The organism is Lysinibacillus pakistanensis (genome assembly GCF_030123245.1).
In the GTDB taxonomy this organism is placed as follows: domain Bacteria; phylum Bacillota; class Bacilli; order Bacillales_A; family Planococcaceae; genus Lysinibacillus; species Lysinibacillus pakistanensis.
Genome location: NZ_CP126101.1, coordinates 3,157,581 through 3,173,413, shown reverse-complemented (window position 1 = coordinate 3,173,413; position 15,833 = coordinate 3,157,581). Strand labels below are relative to the sequence as shown.

Below are 15,833 nucleotides of genomic sequence, written 5' to 3'. Positions count from 1 at the left end.
CCTCAAACCTCGCTCAGATGAAAAGCCAAAGAGCTCGTCTTCGCCTAATACTCGCTTAGGTGAAAAGCCAAAGAGCTCGGCTCCCTCAAAACACGCGCAGGTGAGATACCAAAGAGCTCGTCTTCCCTTAAGACTTGCTCAGGTAGACGCCAAAGAGCTAACATCCCCCAAGAAAAAGCTAGGGTACCAAAGCAAAGTACTTCAATTTTCTAAAAAACAACTCAGATACAAACCCTCAAATTAGCTCAATTAGTTTCTGTAAATCTTCTTTTGAACGAGGTAACTTAATGTTTTCTTTCAATAATTTTTTACTTTGTAAAGCAAGCGCCATTTCAAAGACCCAGGGACGTTCCAGATGAGCACGTTGCAGTAAATCCTCCTGATAAAACATCTCAACAGGGTCCCCATTATAGATGATTTTTCCACCTTCCATAACGATTATTTGATCTGCCCATTCATAGGCTAATGGGATGTCATGGGTGGCCAATAAAATGGTGCGATTTCCGTTTTCTAATTTCGCTAAATATTGCAAAACTTGTGCAGCATAATAATTATCGAGTCCTGCGGTTGGCTCGTCCAATAGTAAAACAGATGGCTCCATTGCTAGTACGCCTGCCACGGCTACCCGTTTTTTCTGACCCACACTTAAAAAATGTATTGGTTTATCGAGTAATGCTTCCACCTCTGTTTGTGCAACTGCCCAAGCCATTTTTTCCTCTATTTTTGTAGTTGTCCAGCCGAGGTTCAAAGGTCCAAATGCAATATCCTGCTTTACTGTACCAGAAAACAGCTGATTGTCTGCATCCTGAAAAACAATGCCAACCTGTTGACGTAACTCTTTTAATGCTTTTCTACTATAATGTAGCTCCTCGCCACAAAAGGCTATCGTTCCAGTAGTTGGTTTAAGAATGCCATTGAGATGCTGAAATAATGTAGATTTTCCCGCTCCATTATGACCAAGTAAGGCAATTTTTTTGCCCTTCGGAATTTGGAGTGTAATATCTGTTAGGGCGTGTGTCCCATCTGCATAGGCGTAAGAAAGCTGATTTAGTTCAAAGTAAAAGTCTGTGGTCATTAGAAAAACCCTCCATACACGATGAGGAATAGTAAGATAGCTGCAATACCTAGCCAGTTTTTCATGCTATAGGTTGCATTCTCCTGCCAATAGACCGTTTCGCCACCTCGTGCTTGCATGGCATTATTAAGTTCACGGCTTCGTTGGAACATTTCAGCAAATAATGCGGCAATAAGCATAGATATAGAGCGTAGCCACTGGGCAGGTGAGTGATAACCAAGTCGTGCCTGCTGAGCAAGATGAATTTTTTGCATACTGTCTAAAAAAATAAAAATAAATCGATATGTTAATTCCACTAGTTCAACAAACAGGGCAGGAATTCTACATTGTCGTAACACATGACAAATAGACTGTACAGATGTTGTTAGGATTAAAAAATATAAACAACTGACACTGCCTAGAACGATGAAAAAAAGTTGCTTTGCTGTAACTAAGCTTGCATTGCCCACAAAAATTGTCCAATCATTGAAAGAAAATGCCCAAATATGTGCAGGTAATTCGTTAGCCGCTGGGGCTATTGAAATTAGAATAGATAGTAAGCTAGATAGTAAAAAAAATCCGGGTAACAATAATAGTTTTAAATAATATTTCACAGGGATTTTAGCGCCTATAATGATAAAAGCACTCATTACAATAAATGTAATGAGTGAAATTCGTTCATCTCTCATGATAAGCGACAATAATAATAGTCCAAAAGAAAACAACATTTTTTCTAGCGGATGAACAGACGCTAGCTTATTCATATATGCATACTTATCAATGAGTAACATACTTAACTTTCTTTATGTTTGCCGCGCATTAAGCCAATAAAGTATCCGATAAATCCAGCACCTATAGCAGCTTGTAGTGCAAATAGTAGGCTTTCAATTTCTCCACTTGGTGGTTCCCATAAGCTTTCAAACCATGGTTCGTAGTCAGCATTTATTTCACCGATTGCTGCCTCTGCTTCACCATCTGCTCCTTCGAATTCTGCACCCTTTTGAATGAATAGAGGGATAATTGCTAATAACACAACGATAGCTAGCAGTAATAAGTTTTTTTTCATTCTAATGTGCCTCCTTTGTTGAAAAAACATGTAATGCTTTTAATTCGCTCACATTGTATTTTTTCAAGAAGTTCATCACGACTACGGTTAAAATCCCTTCACTAACAGCAAGAGGGATTTGTGTTAATGCAAAAATACCTGCAAATTTTGTGAATGACGCCATAAAGCCACCAACCTCAGAAGGGAAAGCAAGAGCTAATTGAACAGAAGTGACAATATATGTACCTAAGTCACCAAGCATAGCAGCTAAAAACACAGCTAAAGAAAATGAAAGACCCATTTTTTGCGAGCCTTTAAATACATAATAAGCAATAATTGGACCAACTACTGCCATAGAAAAGGCATTTGCTCCTAAAGTTGTAAGCCCTCCATGCGCTAAAAGTAAAGCTTGGAATAATAATACAATTGTTCCGATTACACTCATTGCTAATGGACCAAAAAGAACTGTACCGAGTCCAACTCCTGTTGGATGCGAGCAGCTTCCAGTTACTGAAGGAATTTTTAATGCTGATAAGACGAAGGCAAAGGCACCTGATAGTCCTAAAATCATTTTTGTTTCAGGGTTTGCATCGATCGTTTTACGAATTGAACGTAATCCTAAAATAATAAATGGAATAGATACAACCCACCAGAAAATGGCCCACTCAATTGGTAAAAAGCCCTCCATTATATGCATGGCGAATGCACGATTTGGCACAAATAAAAATGCCAATAAGAAATAACTAAGCTTCCAGCCTGAGAATTTCAAAACTTCTCCTCCTTACATATAGTTTTTGAATTAGCGTGCGAAAAATAAAAAACACTTCTCCATGGGAAAAGTGCATAGCTAAAACAAATAGAATTCGATTCTACTAAGCCGCACACCTATCCTCGTAGGTTGAAACGTTCACATTCTTTTCGGCAGGTCTCCTGGCTTTAGTTCCTCATTTTATAGGCCTTCCCATCCGTTGGACAGTGACATTCTCTATAAAACTCCCTAGTACAGTGGCGGGACCGCGCCGGACTTGAACCGGCTTCCCTTTTAAGCGAAATGATAAGCACTTCGCACCGAAAAAAGATGAAGTTGTGAGATTTCACGACAAAGTGTAACATAATTTTCCATCATGGTGCTATCTTTTTTTAGAAAAAATTTTTAAAATTGAGGTACAATCTAGAAAATTCTGATAAAATAAAAGAGAAATTTTTCTTTTTTCTACGAATTTTTTGATGAAATTTTAATGAAAATGTCACAATTTTAGAGAGAAATATTGTAATTTTAAAATTTTAAGATATGATAGAGACAGTTTTAAATTCATGTTAAACATACAAATTTGATATAAAAACATACATAAGTGCTTGAATATTTTCAAGATAATAGGGAAATTGGTGAAAGTCCAATACAGCCCCCGCTACTGTAATAGCTGATGAAATCGCAAATGCCACTAGTGCAAACTTGGGAAGGCGCGAAAGTAAATGGAAGCTTAAGTCAGGAAACCTGCTTATGGAATGATGCATGCAAACTTTTCGGAGGGAGAAGTTGAAGCAAAGGCGAATACCTGTAATTTATTCGACTTTATTTGGCTTCTACAAAACCTTTACTCTTCGATTAGAGTAAAGGTTTTTCTTGTTCCTAAACGTATTGAGGGGAGAACAACGATGACTACTTGGAATTTAGAGGGGATGCAGACACATCTTTTTATTTGTAATGGCAGTAGCTGTATGAAAAAAGAAGCAGAGGAAATTACGCAAGCCATTCGTGATGAGATACAGGTGCAGGCACTTGATAAAAAAATACATACAACCCGGACACGTTGTAATGGCAGATGTAAGGATGCATGTGTTGTCATTGCTTATCCGCAAGGGAATTGGTACCGTGTGCCAACAACTGAACATGCGAGGGCACTTGTGCAGGATTTACATCATGAGTCACTGCACCATGAACATGTTTTTACGCTTCGTGAGGGCACATTACAGCGGACAGCACAAACAACAGCCATTAAAGGCATCGAAAAGGTGAAAGAGGGGTAACAAAATGGCGCAAAAAGGGAAGATTTTCGTAGTTGGCTTTGGGCCTGGTGATTTTAATCATATTACGCATCGGGCTGTGGAGGCATTACAACAGAGTGATATGATCATAGGCTATAAAACATATGTAGAGCTAATTCAGGACTTAGTTAGTGCAAAATCCATTGTTAGTACGGGTATGACGGAGGAAGTATCTCGTGCGCAGGAAGCGGTACGCCAAGCAGAGGCAGGGAATATTGTTTCCGTTATTTCCAGCGGTGATTCTGGTGTATATGGAATGGCAGGGTTAGTGTATGAGGTATTAATCGAGCTTGGTTGGACGGAGGCAACCGGTGTAGAGGTAGAAATTGTTCCAGGTATTTCTGCTATCAACTCATGTGCAAGCTTACTAGGTGCACCAATTATGCATGATGCTTGTACGATTAGTTTAAGTGACCACCTAACACCATGGAATTTAATTGCGAAGCGAGTGGAAGCAGCAGCGATGGCGGATTTTGTGATTGCACTGTATAACCCAAAAAGTGGTCGACGGACAAGACAAATTGTGGAGGCCCAACGCATTTTATTAGAATATCGTTCACCTGATACACCAGTGGGACTTGTTAAAAGCGCTTATCGTGACCGTCAGGAGGTTACCATGACAACTTTAGCAGAAATGCTAGAGCATGATATTGGGATGCTGACAACGGTTATTATCGGGAATTCATCAACATTTTTCTATGATAATAAAATGATTACACCACGTGGCTATCAGCGCAAATACACACTTGGTGAGGAGAAGCAGCCATTACGTCCACACCAACGTTTAAGGGAAGAAAATGAACCATGGGCAATGAATCAAGAAACAGGAGAGGCACGCAATGACTTTGCGGCAGATCCCAACGCTAATCGTATCGAGCCCAGTTTAGCCATTTCTCCTAATCCAAAGCAAAAAAAAACTTCACTTGAGATGGCGACAGCAGCCTTAGCGATGGTCAACGGAACAAGTGAGGTAAAGGCAACGCCCAAGCTTGTGCAACAAAAAATCGAATCTATCTTTGAGTTAGCTGTGAGCCCAGGAGTAGCCAATAAATTTTTTACCCCGAAACAGATGATGACGCTAGCAGAGGTTGTCGGGAAGGATGGAACGATGGAATACACGCCAGACCATCAAATCCATTTAAAAATTCCAACAACGGAGCCAGAAAAAATTACAGCAAAGCTACTTGAGGTTGGATTCTTACTGGCTCCGATTGGGGATGTACTATCATTAAAGGCTTGTGACTTCTGTTATGGGGAAAAGGCTGATTCGATTCCATATGCCGAGGAGATTCAGAAGCAGCTTGGCGGAATGTCTTTACCGAAAACGTTGAATATTGGCTTTAATGGCTGTGGTATGGCATGCTATCGAGCAGTATTTGATGATATTGGTATTGTTTATCGTAAAAGTAAGTTCGATGTTTTTATTGGGGCAAAGCCAGTTGGTCGTACAGCACATGCTGCACAGCCAGTTGTAGAGGGACTAGAGCCTGAACAACTTATTCCGCTCATTACGGACATCATTGAAGAGTATAAAGCAAATGCCCATCCAAATGAACGTCTGTTTAAGTATTTTAAGCGTGTGAAAAAGATTCTGCATTTTACGTATCAGGACATGTCTTCAAAAATAAAAGTAGAGCCCGCTCCATGCGGTGACTAGTGAGGAGTAATGAGATGAAAGCAATTTTATTTGTCGGCCACGGGAGCCGTTTAGCAGCAGGAAATGATGAGGTGCGTACATTTATCGAGCAAATGGCACCTCGTATTGATGATAGCTTCTTAGTAGAAACGTGTTTCTTGGAGTTTGCTTCTCCAAACATTGAAGAGGGTATAACAAACTGTGTCAAGAAGGGTGCAACAGAGGTGCATGTGATTCCAATCATTCTTCTTCATGCAGGACATTCAAAGCTACATATTCCAGCAGAAATTGAGCATGCGCGTGAACATTATCCACATATTACATTCACATATGGTCAAACAATCGGTGTCCATGAAGAGATATTTGCAATTTTAGAGGATCGTTTAGTTGAAATCGGCTTCAATGCTGAAGAGGAGCAACAGGATACAGCTATATTATTAATTGCACGAGGCGGCAGTGACCCATATGCAAATGGAGACTTTTATAAAATTACACGTCTGCTATGGGAAAAATTGCCTGTGAAATATGTAGAAAGTGCCTTTATGGGGGTAACGGATCCTCGTGTCGAAGAGGGAATTGAGCGCTGTGTTAAGCTAGGTGCTAAAAAGATCATTATGCTTCCATACTTTTTATTCACGGGCATCCTAATGGAACGCATGAATGGTATGTGTCAACAATTTAACGACAAATACCCAGAGTGTGATATTCAAATTGCTGACTATTTTGGGTATCATGAACGCTTGCAAAATGTGCTACTTGAGCGTATTGAGCAGGCTGTAAATGGGACATCAACAGGTATGCAGGATTTAGAAAACTATCGAGCTTATGCAGCAGTGCATGGTCATGCGCATCATCATCACCATCATGACCATGATCACGACCACCATGATCATCATCACGAACATGACCACCACCATGAAGAGGAGTCTGTGAAATGATTTTCATGTTAGCAGGGACAAGTGATGCCAGAAACTTAGCTCTTGAAATACAGTCAGCAGGATATCAGGTAACAGCAACAGTTGTTACTGAGTCAGCAGCCTCTAGCCTTGCTGAGGTGGGTCTACCTCATTTAGTTGGACGGTTAACAGCTGAGGAAATGGCAGCAATTATGACAGAACAAGGCTATCGTTTAGTTGTAGATGCCTCTCATCCTTTTGCTGAGGAAGCTTCAAAAAATGCCATGGCAGCAGCGGAGCAAGCAAATATACCATATATTCGCTATGAACGCGCGCATGAACATTATTCTCATCCTCTTATAACGATAGTAAAAGATTATGAGGAGGCTGCTCACTTTGCAGCAGAAAAACGTGGTGTCATTATGCTAACAACAGGCAGTAAAACGCTTGCGACATTTACGAAGGTTTTACATGGTCTGGAGAATACAAGAGTGATTGCACGTATGCTACCAAGACTCGATAACATGGAAAAATGTGAGGCACTTGGTGTGGCGCAAAGGGACATAGTCGCTATACAGGGACCCTTTTCAAAGGAATTAAACGAAGCGCTTTTTCGTCAATATGATGTGACATTGATGATTACGAAGGAAAGTGGCAAGGTTGGTTCAGTGGATGAAAAGCTAGAGGCAGCACTTGCATGTGGCATTGAGACAATATTAATTGCAAGACCAAATATAAAGTATGGCCAGCAATATTCTACATTTACGGAAGTATTACAGGCAGTACAACACACACTTTAGGAGGCAATTCAGATGGATTTTAAAACAGATTTCAAACCTTTAACGGTAGACCCGGATAAAATTTACGATTACAGTTTTTCAATTATAGCAGAAGAAATGGGCGATCATGATTTTTCAGAGGATGAGTGGAAGGTTGTTCGTCGTATTATTCATGCATCTGCTGATTTTGAGCTTGGTCGTAGCGTTATTATTACTCCAGGGGCGATTGAGGCAGGTATCAAGTCTATTCTTGCAGGTCGCCATGTGATTGCTGATGTGCAAATGATCGAAAGTGGCTCAGGAAAAAAACGTTTCCAAAAGCATGGTGGGGATCTACATTGCTATATTGCAGATGAAGATGTCTCAGTAGAAGCGAAAAAACAAAATACAACACGTGCTATTATCTCCATGCAAAAAGCTGCTAAATTACATGAAGGTGGAATTTATGCCATTGGTAATGCACCAACTGCATTACTAGAGTTAATCCGTTTAATTAAAGAAGGCTTAGCAAAACCAGATCTAATTATCGGTATGCCAGTTGGCTTTGTATCTGCAGCTGAGTCAAAAGAGGAATTATTAAAATTAGAAGGTATTCCGTATATTACAAATGTTGGCCGTAAAGGCGGTAGTACAGTGACGGTTGCCGCTTTGAATGCCATTTCACTTTTAGCGGATGAACAGGCGAAAAAGTAATGGAGCGGAAGCCAAAAAAGGATCCCAAGGACATGCGTCACGGTTATACAACGGGAGCCTGTGCAACTGCGGTGGCAAAGGCAGCATTGCTAGCACTAATTACAAATGAAGAGCAGGAAACTAGTACAATTCATTTGCCAATTGGGAGAGATGCAACCTTTACAATCGAAAATTGTACGTTTGAAAACAATACGGTAAGGTGTGAAACCATAAAGGATGCTGGGGATGATCCAGATGCTACACATAAGGCACTTATTATTGGCACAGTGAGCTGGGCCGATACACCTGGCATTCATCTAGATGGTGGGATTGGTGTCGGGCGGGTAACAAAGCCCGGCTTACCAGTACCAGTTGGAGAAGCGGCTATTAATCCCGTACCTCGTAAAATGATTCATAGTACTGTACAGGGGGTTCTTGACGATTTTCAAATTAAGCGAGGCGTCAACGTTATTATTTCTGTCCCAGATGGTGAAGAAATTGCGAAAAAGACCTTAAATGGTCGTCTGGGGATCATAGGTGGTATTTCCATTTTAGGCACAAGGGGAACCGTCGTGCCTTTTTCGAGTTCCGCTTATATGGCAAGTATAGTGCAAGCAATAAGCGTTGCTAAGGCAGCTGGCTGTGAGCATTTAGTCATTACAACAGGGGGACGCAGTGAAAAGTACGGAATGGCGCAGTACCCTAATCTACCAGAAGAAGCTTTTATTGAAATGGGCGATTTTGTTGGCTTTACGTTAAAGCACTGTAAACGTCTCGGCATTAAGCGAGTCTCTCTTGTTGGCATGATGGGGAAATTCTCGAAAGTGGCGCAAGGTGTGATGATGGTGCATTCCAAAAGTGCTCCGATAGATTTTAATTTTTTAGCACAACTGGCTACAGATATTGGTGCAGATAAAGACACAATAGCTGCTGTACAGGAGGCCAATACCGCTTCACAGGTAGGCGAAATTATGGCAGAAAAGGGCTATGATGCATTTTTCCATCATTTATGTGAAGCTTGCTGTTACTCCTCCTTACACCATATTAAAGGCGGTTTAACGCTTTCCACATCGATTTATTCGATGCAGGGACAATTATTAGGAAGGGCTGATGACATTGCATCGATCAATGAAATTGATTGGGATCGGGGATAACGGACTAGAAAGCTTGCTCCCTCAATATAGACAGTGGATTGAAGACTGTGAGGTACTTGTTGGCGGGGAGCGTGTTCTGGAATTTTTCCCGACCTTTAAAGGCGAAAAAATAATGATTAAAGGTGGCCTTTCTACACTTGTTACTAGATTATCTGAAGAAACAAGAAATACTGTAATCCTAGCATCGGGTGATCCATTATTTTATGGAATCGGCAGTTACTTAGCGAAAAAGCTAGACATAGAGGTTTACCCATATATAAGCTCAGTGCAGCTTGCCTTTGCAAAGATGGGGGAAAGCTGGCAGGATGCCTATGTCACGAGTATTCATGGACGCTCCATGAAGGGCTTAGCGCAGCGTATTGATGGCAAAAAGAAAGTGGCGCTTCTAACAGATGCGGAAAACAATCCGAATGCACTAGCGCGTTATTTAAAGCAATTTGACATGACGGAATACCGAGCATTTGTTGCGGAAAACTTACAAGGCACCAATGAAAGATTCGGCTGGTATTCGCTTGATGAATTAGAAGAAGCTGATTTTTCTCCTTTAAATGTCGTTATTCTTCAGCAAATTTCAGAGCCAAAACATTATGCACTTGGCATTGATGATGAAGAATTCTCACAGCGTAAGCCAGATAAAGGGCTAATCACCAAAAAAGAAATTCGTGTATTAAGTTTGCAGGCAATGCAGCTTCAAAAGGATAGTATTATCTGGGATGTTGGGACTTGTACAGGTTCAATGGCGATTGAGGCTGGCAAGCTTGCGCCAGAAGGTCAAGTGTTTGCAGTGGAGAAAAATGCTCCAGATTTAGAAAATTGCCTACAAAACCAGCAAAAGTTCCGTGTCGATATTACGGCAATTCATAGTAAAGCGCCAGCAGGACTTGAAAACTTCCCTGACCCGGATGCCATTTTTATCGGCGGTACAGGAGGAGAAATGGTGGAGCTATTACAATTGTGTTGTGCACGCTTAAAGCGAAATGGACGTATTGTCCTAAATGCTGCAACCATCGAAAATTTATATAAGGCAGTGGAAGCATTTAAGGCATGTGGTCTTGCTGTAGACATTTTACAGGCACAGCTTGCTCGCAGTAAACCAATTCTAGATATGACACGCTTTGTTCCATTAAATCCTATTTATATTATTACGGCTTATCGAAAGGAAGAGAATCATGAGTAATCTTGGTATTTTATATGGCTTGGGTGTAGGTCCTGGCGACCCAGAATTAATTACAGTGAAGGCATTTCGTGTTATCCAGGAATCTCCAGTTATTGCCTATCCAAAAAAGCTAAGAGGCAGTAAAAGCTATGCACATCGAATCGTGGATGTTTATATTAATCCAGAGGAAAAGGATATGCTAGGCCTAGTTTTTCCAATGACGAAGAATGAGGCTGTATTAGAGCGTGAATGGACAAAATCTGTTGAGCTTGTTTATGAAAAATTGAAAGAAGGCAAAGACGTCGCGTTTGTTACAGAGGGAGATCCTCTATTATATAGTACGTTTATTCATATGATGAAGCTAATGCAGGACATGCACCCGGAAGTTGAAATCCGTACAGTTCCAGGTATTTCTTCGTTTAATGGTTCTGCATCACGCTTAGGAATTGCACTTGCGGATGGGGATGACAAAGTTGCCATTATACCTGCCCATGATGACTATAACGCAATGCGTGACGCCATTGAAAGTCATGATGCAGTTGTGTTTATTAAAGTGGCAAAGGTTATTGACCTAATGCTACAGGTGCTACGTGATTTAGATTTACTTGATAAGGCTTCAGTTGTCACAAAGGTAACATCTGACGAGGAAATTATTTGGGATGTACGTGAGCTAGACGGTGTCGAGCTAGAATATTTAACATTAATGGTGGTGCGTAAATAATGAAAAAAATCTATATTGTCGGCGCTGGTCCTGGTGATCCAGATTTAATTACAGTGAAAGGCTTACATATGCTACAAACGGCAGACGTGGTCATGTATACAGATTCTTTAGTCAATGAGGACCTAATTGCAAAAGCAAAGCCAGATGCTGAGGTAATCCGTACAGCAGGTATGCATTTAGAGGAAATGGTAGCAGTTATGGTGGATCGTGTTAACGCAGGGAAGGTAGTAGCTCGTATGCATACAGGAGATCCTGCCATGTACGGAGCTATTATGGAGCAGGTAGCTCTTTTAAAGAAGGAAGGCATTGGCTATGAGGTAATTCCAGGTGTAAGCTCAGTCTTCGCTTCTGCAGCAGCAATTGGTGCAGAATTAACAATTCCAGATTTAACGCAAACACTTATTTTAACACGTGCAGAAGGGCGTACACCTGTACCGGAATTTGAAAAACTACGTGATTTAGCAAGTCATCATTGTACAATTGCGCTATTCCTTAGTGCAACTTTAACGAAAAAAATCGTCAAAGAGCTACAAAGTGCAGGCTGGGCAGATGATACACCAGTAGCTGTTATTCAACGTGCATCTTGGCCAGATCAGAAAATCGTACGTACAACATTAGTTGAATTAGATGAAGCTATGCGTGTAAACGGTATTCGGAAACATGCGATGATTTTAGCTGGCTGGGCTTTAGATCCAACTATTCATGATAAGGATCAATATCGCTCGAAATTATATGATGCAACCTTTACACATGGCTTTAGAAAAGGTGTGAAGACAAGTGATTGAATTACAAGAGGGCGTTTTACCGGAGGTTGATCAACGAAATCCTTATGCTGTAGTCGCTATTACAAAGCATGGTGTACAAATTGGACGTCGATTGCAGCATACCTTCGCGGCTAGTGATTTATATTATATGAGTAAATTTGAGCAGGGCGATGAAGCAGACAAGCATATACAATTGTTTACAGGTACTGTGCGCTTGCTATTACCAACTCTTTTTAAGCAATATAAAGGCTTAATTTTAATCATTTCACTAGGCGCAGTTGTACGGATGATTGCCCCAATACTAAAAGATAAAAAAACAGACCCTGGTGTTGTTGTCATTGATGATCGTGGAGAAAATGTGATTAGTGTATTATCTGGACATTTAGGCGGTGCCAATGAGCTGACACATGAAGTAGCTGCTGCACTAGGCGCCAATCCAATAATTACAACAGCTTCCGATGTACAAAAAACGATTCCTGTTGACTTATTTGGTGCTCGTTTTGGTTGGGTATGGGATAGTGCAGATAAATTGACACCTGTTAGCGCATCTGTTGTGAATGAGGAGCATGTTGCTATCGTTCAGGAGACGGGTGAACGTGATTGGTGGATGCGCGATACACCAATGCCAGAACAAATTAAAATTTATCCATCCACACAGGCAGCAATAAAGGCTAAGCCACATGCGACATTGCTAATTACAGATCGCATGATAGAGCCTGAAGAAGAAGTTCTGCTTGAAAATGGTGTGATTTACCGACCAAAATCAATAGTACTAGGTATGGGCTGTAATCGCGGGACAACTCTGGATGAAATTGAGCAAGTTATTGATGAAACGCTGGCTGAGCTAAAGCTTTCGAAAAAAAGTGTGAAGGCATTATGCACAATAGATTTAAAGAAAGATGAGCAATGCTTCTTGGACATTACTAGAAACTATGATTGGGAATTTGTCACCTATTCACCGGATGAATTAAACGAAATAGATTTCCCTTCCCCGTCAGAAACAGTTTTTAAATATACAGGAGCTTATGGAGTCAGTGAACCAGCTGCTATGCGTTATGCTAAGGTAAATGAGCTCATTTTAGAAAAGAAGAAATCAGGCAATGCTACGATCTCTGTTGCTAGATTACTATTTTAAGGAGGAAGTCCATGCAAACAAATCGTTTTGTACTGGCTGGTACGGGCAGTGGCGTAGGTAAAACAACTTTCACTATTGGACTGATGAAGGCTTTACAAAATAAGGGGAAAGTTGTGCAGGGCTTTAAATGCGGTCCTGATTATATAGATCCAACCTACCACACAGCCGTAACAGGAAGAGTATCTCGGAATATTGATAGCTGGATGTTTTCACATCAAGCTGTACGAGATATTGTTGCACGCGCAAGTACGGGTGCAGATGTTGCCATTATTGAAGGTGTTATGGGCTTCTATGATGGTAAAAGCCCTTTATCTAATGAAGGCTCTGCTGCAGACATCAGTGTTATCACAGAAAGTCCTGTCATTTTAATTGTTAATTGTGCAAGTATGGCCCGAAGTGTTGCGGCAGTTGTAAAGGGCTTCCAATTACTATCAGATAGGCCAAATATAGTTGGTGTGATTGCAAATCAGGTTGGCAGTGTTGGTCATTATGAGATTGCGAAAGCTGCGATTGAGCAGGAATGTGGTATCCCTGTTATTGGCTACTTAAAGCGTGAGGAAGGAATTGATATCCCTAGACGCCATTTAGGACTAGTACCTGCGATAGAACGTGGAGAACTGGATTCTTTTTTTGAGAAGCTAGGTTCGTTAATGGCAGAGACAATAGATGTAGATCAATTATTGAACCTAACAAAGGCTCCTGTTCTACAAGAAGCAGGACAGCTATTTGCAAAAGAGCCATCGCAAAACATTTGCATTGCTGTTGCAAAGGATGCGGCATTTAATTTTTATTACGAAGAAAACCTAGCGCTACTACGTGCCAAAGGTGCAACACTACAATTTTTCTCACCGCTTGCCAATGAAGCTGTGCCTGCTGAGGCTGATGGGCTATATATTGGCGGGGGCTTCCCAGAGGAATTTGCGGAAACACTGGCGAACAATGTAGAAGCCAAAAGTTCGATTCGTGAAGCAATTGCCAAAGGTTTACCAACATTAGCAGAGTGTGGGGGCTTTATGTATTTGACAGAGGCTATTTCAAATAATGATGGTAATCGTTTTGATATGGTAGGTGTTATTCCTGGTGAAGTTACCATGCAAACAAAGCTAGCAGCTCTTGGCTACCGTGAAATTTTTGGCACTCAACATAATTTCTTAATAGGTACAGACGAAGAAGCTAAAGGACATGAATTCCACTATTCAACATATAGTGGCTCTCATAATACGCCTGCCTATCAAACAAAAGGTCGTTTTGGGAAAAAGCAAGAGGGCTATCAAGAAGGAAATCTAGTAGCTGGCTATACACATTTTCATTTCGTATCAAACCCAAAGCTTGTTGACAATTGGCTATCAGCTTGTAAGAAGGTGAAAAATCATGACTAATTATTTTCCAATCCATATCAATATTGAATACAAAACCGTAGTAATTGTTGGAGGTGGACACGTAGCAACGCAGAAGGTAACATCTTTGATTCCAGCTAAAGCAACTATTGTTGTCGTGAGTCCAACACTAGATGACTCATTATTACCACTTGTGGAAGCAGGGAAAATTACATGGCGTGAAAAAGAATTTGAACCACGTGATTTAGATGATGCGTCACTGATTATTGCCGCGACCAATGATACATCAGTAAATGAGGCTGTTCAAGAAGCTGCTCAGCATTGGCAGCTTATCAATCGTGCGGATGCACAAGCTGAGAGTGATTTTATTACACCAGCAACTGTTCGTCGAGGTCCTTTAGTGCTCACGGTATCAACATCAGGTGCTAGTCCAGCATTAGCAAGAAAAATTAAAGCCGATCTCGAAGAACAATTTGATGAGATATATGATGACTACGTATGCTTTTTACAACAGGCACGATTAATGATTGCAGCAAAATTTGAAAAAGGTCAGCAAAGACGTTCCGCGTTACAGGCATTACTAGAACCAAACTTACTAGAATGGACACGTCGAGGTGAGATTGATAGACGTGAAGCCTACTTACAACAATTACTGATGGGAGAAGCATAATGAAGGATGGAATGGTGTATTTAGTAGGGGCTGGACCAGGAGACCCCAAGCTTATTACAGTATATGGGCTTGAATGTATTCAGAAGGCAGATGTTATTGCCTATGATCGTCTTGTGAATCCTAAATTGCTAGAATTTGCGAAAAAGGATGCGGAGCTTGTGTACTGTGGTAAATTACCTGGCAAGCATCACCTTATTCAAGACGAGATTCATACATTACTTGTTGAAAAAGCGCAGGAGGGCAAAATTGTCACACGATTAAAGGGGGGAGACCCATTTGTTTTTGGTCGTGGTGCTGAGGAAGCCGAGGTATTAAAAAATCATGGGATTGCCTATGAAATCGTACCTGGCATAACAGCAGGAATTGCTGCCCCAGCATATGCAGGTATTCCTGTTACACATCGAGACTTTGCAACAAGCTTTGCACTCGTAACAGGTCATGGCCGTGAAGAAAAGGGACAAGACTTTTTAAACTGGTCTGCACTCGCAACAGGCATTGATACAGTAGCCTTTTATATGAGTGTTGGCAATATTGCCTATATCTCTAGAAAATTAATTGAGCATGGTCGAAAGGCATCTACCCCAGTTGCTGTCATTGAATGGGGCACAACAGATCAACAGCGTACCATTACAGGACAGCTTGATGAAATTGCTAGCATTATTGAACGAGAGGGCTATCATAACCCTTCTATGATTATTGTTGGTGATGTCGTTAATGTCCGAGAAAAAATTCAATGGTTTGAAGAGCAGGGACTTGCTTTTTCGTAGA

Annotated in this window: 17 protein-coding genes and 2 riboswitches; of the genes, 13 read left to right on the top strand and 4 right to left on the bottom strand. The window is 41.0% G+C overall.

Annotation, left to right across the window (positions count from 1 at the left end):
• Positions 1–235: 235 nt before the first annotated feature.
• From QNH24_RS15745 to QNH24_RS15730, 4 genes are read right to left on the bottom strand one after another with little or no spacing between them, the layout of a single operon-like run.
• A complete protein-coding gene (locus QNH24_RS15745) occupies positions 236–1,075 on the bottom strand; it encodes an energy-coupling factor ABC transporter ATP-binding protein (protein WP_283868513.1) in 840 nt (279 codons plus the stop codon).
• A complete protein-coding gene (gene cbiQ / locus QNH24_RS15740) occupies positions 1,075–1,845 on the bottom strand; it encodes a cobalt ECF transporter T component CbiQ (protein WP_283868512.1) in 771 nt (256 codons plus the stop codon). The genes QNH24_RS15745 and cbiQ overlap by 1 nt, the downstream gene beginning before the upstream one ends.
• Positions 1,846–1,847: 2 nt before the next feature.
• A complete protein-coding gene (locus QNH24_RS15735) occupies positions 1,848–2,120 on the bottom strand; it encodes an energy-coupling factor ABC transporter substrate-binding protein (RefSeq protein WP_283868511.1) in 273 nt (90 codons plus the stop codon).
• A gap of 1 nt (position 2,121) precedes the next feature.
• Entirely contained in the window at positions 2,122–2,868 is a 747-nt protein-coding gene (locus QNH24_RS15730) for an energy-coupling factor ABC transporter permease (protein WP_283868510.1), read from the bottom strand.
• 134 nt (positions 2,869–3,002) lie between these two features.
• Positions 3,003–3,187: riboswitch (cobalamin riboswitch) on the bottom strand.
• Between the two features lie 246 nt (positions 3,188–3,433).
• A riboswitch (cobalamin riboswitch) is annotated at positions 3,434–3,616 on the top strand.
• A 139-nt stretch (positions 3,617–3,755) separates the two neighbouring features.
• Here QNH24_RS15730 and QNH24_RS15725 point away from each other — a divergent pair.
• Genes QNH24_RS15725 through cobA form a run of 13 tightly spaced genes read left to right on the top strand, consistent with a single transcriptional unit; the run spans position 3,756 to position 15,832 of the window.
• Positions 3,756–4,127, top strand: a complete 372-nt coding sequence (locus tag QNH24_RS15725) for a (2Fe-2S) ferredoxin domain-containing protein (RefSeq protein WP_283868509.1) — start codon at positions 3,756–3,758, stop codon at positions 4,125–4,127.
• Between the two features lie 4 nt (positions 4,128–4,131).
• Complete coding sequence (cobJ, locus tag QNH24_RS15720) at positions 4,132–5,802, top strand: precorrin-3B C(17)-methyltransferase (RefSeq protein ID WP_283868508.1); 1,671 nt, start codon at positions 4,132–4,134, stop codon at positions 5,800–5,802.
• 14 nt (positions 5,803–5,816) lie between these two features.
• Positions 5,817–6,719 (top strand): sirohydrochlorin chelatase, encoded by a 903-nt coding sequence (locus QNH24_RS15715; protein ID WP_283868507.1) that lies wholly within the window; start codon positions 5,817–5,819, stop codon positions 6,717–6,719.
• Positions 6,716–7,477: a precorrin-6A reductase gene (gene cobK / locus QNH24_RS15710; RefSeq protein ID WP_283868506.1), complete on the top strand. Its 762-nt coding sequence runs from the start codon at positions 6,716–6,718 to the stop codon at positions 7,475–7,477. Before QNH24_RS15715 ends, cobK begins: the two co-directional genes overlap by 4 nt.
• A gap of 12 nt (positions 7,478–7,489) precedes the next feature.
• Entirely contained in the window at positions 7,490–8,149 is a 660-nt protein-coding gene (locus QNH24_RS15705) for a precorrin-8X methylmutase (RefSeq protein ID WP_283868505.1), read from the top strand.
• Entirely contained in the window at positions 8,149–9,282 is a 1,134-nt protein-coding gene (locus tag QNH24_RS15700; protein ID WP_283868504.1) for a cobalt-precorrin-5B (C(1))-methyltransferase, read from the top strand. The genes QNH24_RS15705 and QNH24_RS15700 overlap by 1 nt, the downstream gene beginning before the upstream one ends.
• Positions 9,239–10,459 (top strand): precorrin-6y C5,15-methyltransferase (decarboxylating) subunit CbiE, encoded by a 1,221-nt coding sequence (gene cbiE / locus QNH24_RS15695; RefSeq protein ID WP_283868503.1) that lies wholly within the window; start codon positions 9,239–9,241, stop codon positions 10,457–10,459. The genes QNH24_RS15700 and cbiE overlap by 44 nt, the downstream gene beginning before the upstream one ends.
• Entirely contained in the window at positions 10,452–11,159 is a 708-nt protein-coding gene (gene cobI, locus QNH24_RS15690) for a precorrin-2 C(20)-methyltransferase (protein ID WP_283868502.1), read from the top strand. Before cbiE ends, cobI begins: the two co-directional genes overlap by 8 nt.
• Positions 11,159–11,944, top strand: coding sequence for a precorrin-4 C(11)-methyltransferase (gene cobM / locus QNH24_RS15685; protein WP_283868501.1), 786 nt, complete (start codon positions 11,159–11,161; stop codon positions 11,942–11,944). Before cobI ends, cobM begins: the two co-directional genes overlap by 1 nt.
• The gene (locus tag QNH24_RS15680; RefSeq protein WP_283868500.1) at positions 11,937–13,058 is read left to right on the top strand and encodes a cobalt-precorrin 5A hydrolase; all 1,122 of its coding nucleotides are present in this window, start codon (positions 11,937–11,939) and stop codon (positions 13,056–13,058) included. Before cobM ends, QNH24_RS15680 begins: the two co-directional genes overlap by 8 nt.
• A gap of 11 nt (positions 13,059–13,069) precedes the next feature.
• Entirely contained in the window at positions 13,070–14,437 is a 1,368-nt protein-coding gene (locus QNH24_RS15675) for a cobyrinic acid a,c-diamide synthase CobB (RefSeq protein WP_283868499.1), read from the top strand.
• The gene (locus QNH24_RS15670; protein WP_283868498.1) at positions 14,430–15,065 is read left to right on the top strand and encodes a precorrin-2 dehydrogenase/sirohydrochlorin ferrochelatase family protein; all 636 of its coding nucleotides are present in this window, start codon (positions 14,430–14,432) and stop codon (positions 15,063–15,065) included. The genes QNH24_RS15675 and QNH24_RS15670 overlap by 8 nt, the downstream gene beginning before the upstream one ends.
• Positions 15,065–15,832 (top strand): uroporphyrinogen-III C-methyltransferase, encoded by a 768-nt coding sequence (gene cobA / locus QNH24_RS15665; RefSeq protein WP_283868497.1) that lies wholly within the window; start codon positions 15,065–15,067, stop codon positions 15,830–15,832. Before QNH24_RS15670 ends, cobA begins: the two co-directional genes overlap by 1 nt.
• The last annotated feature ends 1 nt before the right edge of the window (position 15,833 follow it).

Excerpts from the sequence above, each read along its gene's own strand:
- QNH24_RS15725 (WP_283868509.1), top strand. The coding sequence starts at position 3,756 with ATGACTACTTGGAATTTAGAGGGGATGCAGACACATCTTTTTATTTGT.
- cbiQ (WP_283868512.1), bottom strand. The coding sequence starts at position 1,845 with ATGTTACTCATTGATAAGTATGCATATATGAATAAGCTAGCGTCTGTT.
- QNH24_RS15745 (WP_283868513.1), bottom strand. The coding sequence starts at position 1,075 with ATGACCACAGACTTTTACTTTGAACTAAATCAGCTTTCTTACGCCTAT.
- QNH24_RS15715 (WP_283868507.1), top strand. The coding sequence starts at position 5,817 with ATGAAAGCAATTTTATTTGTCGGCCACGGGAGCCGTTTAGCAGCAGGA.
- cobA (WP_283868497.1), top strand. The coding sequence starts at position 15,065 with ATGAAGGATGGAATGGTGTATTTAGTAGGGGCTGGACCAGGAGACCCC.
- cobK (WP_283868506.1), top strand. The coding sequence starts at position 6,716 with ATGATTTTCATGTTAGCAGGGACAAGTGATGCCAGAAACTTAGCTCTT.
- QNH24_RS15670 (WP_283868498.1), top strand. The coding sequence starts at position 14,430 with ATGACTAATTATTTTCCAATCCATATCAATATTGAATACAAAACCGTA.
- cobJ (WP_283868508.1), top strand. The coding sequence starts at position 4,132 with ATGGCGCAAAAAGGGAAGATTTTCGTAGTTGGCTTTGGGCCTGGTGAT.
- cbiE (WP_283868503.1), top strand. The coding sequence starts at position 9,239 with ATGACATTGCATCGATCAATGAAATTGATTGGGATCGGGGATAACGGA.
- QNH24_RS15735 (WP_283868511.1), bottom strand. The coding sequence starts at position 2,120 with ATGAAAAAAAACTTATTACTGCTAGCTATCGTTGTGTTATTAGCAATT.
- cobI (WP_283868502.1), top strand. The coding sequence starts at position 10,452 with ATGAGTAATCTTGGTATTTTATATGGCTTGGGTGTAGGTCCTGGCGAC.
- QNH24_RS15675 (WP_283868499.1), top strand. The coding sequence starts at position 13,070 with ATGCAAACAAATCGTTTTGTACTGGCTGGTACGGGCAGTGGCGTAGGT.
- QNH24_RS15700 (WP_283868504.1), top strand. The coding sequence starts at position 8,149 with ATGGAGCGGAAGCCAAAAAAGGATCCCAAGGACATGCGTCACGGTTAT.
- QNH24_RS15705 (WP_283868505.1), top strand. The coding sequence starts at position 7,490 with ATGGATTTTAAAACAGATTTCAAACCTTTAACGGTAGACCCGGATAAA.
- cobM (WP_283868501.1), top strand. The coding sequence starts at position 11,159 with ATGAAAAAAATCTATATTGTCGGCGCTGGTCCTGGTGATCCAGATTTA.